The organism is Novacetimonas hansenii JCM 7643, assembly GCF_000964405.1.
Lineage (GTDB): Bacteria > Pseudomonadota > Alphaproteobacteria > Acetobacterales > Acetobacteraceae > Novacetimonas > Novacetimonas hansenii.
In genome coordinates, this window is record NZ_BANE01000118.1 from 1 (window position 1) to 1358 (window position 1358).

Annotated in this window: 1 protein-coding gene; it reads right to left on the reverse strand. The window is 48.5% G+C overall.

What is annotated here, in order from left to right; genetic code table 11:
- Nucleotides 1-206 precede the first annotated feature (206 nt).
- The gene (gene rfaD, locus B7G66_RS09195) at nucleotides 207-1190 is read right to left on the reverse strand and encodes an ADP-glyceromanno-heptose 6-epimerase (RefSeq protein ID WP_040510312.1); all 984 of its coding nucleotides are present in this window, start codon (nucleotides 1188-1190) and stop codon (nucleotides 207-209) included.
- Between the last annotated feature and the right edge of the window lie 168 nt (nucleotides 1191-1358).

The window sequence follows — 1358 nt, forward strand, 5'->3', positions numbered from 1 at the left end:
GAAATCATAAAAGTTTTTGGTGAAGCTTTTTTCAAAAAGCTTCGCAAGATGTCGCCGTTTTCGATCGAAAGACAACACCAAAAATCGTTTTCTATTGTTTATCAATGCGTTGTTTTCAAATAATATTCAAGGCCTTTTAGGAAAGGCTTCACAAAAAACATTTATAATTTCAGGATGTTATTAATCCTGACTTTTCAAACAGCCTCTTATCGATAGGGGTCGTCCGTATCGAGATAGGTCCGCACAAAATGCGCGATGGCATCCTCCAGCCTGGTGCCCGGCCTGTTATAGCCATCTGTGCGCAGGCGTGTGTCATCGGCCTTTGTAAAATACTGATATCGTGGTCGTATTTCTTCTGGCATATCAATGAAGCGGATACGGTGTTCCTGCCCCAGAACATCGAAGATGGCCCCGACCAGATTGCGAAAGCTCCGTGCCTGGCCGCTTCCGACATTATAGAGGGCTACCCTGTGGGATTGATCCAAAAGCCACAGGATCACGCCAAGAATATCTTCCACATACACGAAGTCGCGTAACTGTTCCCCATCCTTGTAATCCGGATGGTGGGAACGGAAAAGGTCAATGGTTTCGCCTGCTTTGATCTTGTCGAAATATTTCGACGCCAGACTCATCATCGACCCTTTATGCTGTTCATTAGGGCCAAAGACGTTGAAGAATTTGAGGCCCACGCAAACAGGGGGCAGCTTCTTCCCGCTTTCCATCCGGGTTGCGACCACCTGATCAAACAGATGTTTGCTCCAGCCATAAAGGTTAAGCGGTCGCAAAGTCCGCAGATGGGCCAGTGACAGGTGATCGCTGAATCCCTGTGTGCCATCGCCGTATGTTGCAGCGGACGAGGCATAGATCAGCTTGACACCACGTGCCGTGCACCAGTCGAGAAGGGAGAGTGAGAAACGGAAATTACTTTCCATCACCTCATCGCCATCCTTGGCAAGGGTGGAGGAATTGGCACCCATATGGATAACCGCTTCGATATCTTCATGCTGTTCCAGCCATGACATGAGTTCATGGGGGGGGACGATATCCTGGATCACACGTTTGCGTAGGTTATGCCACTTTCCATCATTTCCCAATGTGTCGCAGACCACGACATCCATCCGCCCCACCTCATTGAGGGCAGCAACAATGTTCGAACCAATAAAACCGGCCCCACCCGTTACGACGATCACGTGAAATTTTCTCCCTGCCTCAAAGTCGAAAATATACGAATCCCCCTCATGATGGTAGCGCCAGTGTCGGAACCCCATACGGATGCCTGAAAACTGTCCTGGTTTGACAGGGGTGGCGATAAGAGACTGTTTGAAAAGTCAGGCTCAATAACATCCTGAAATTATAAA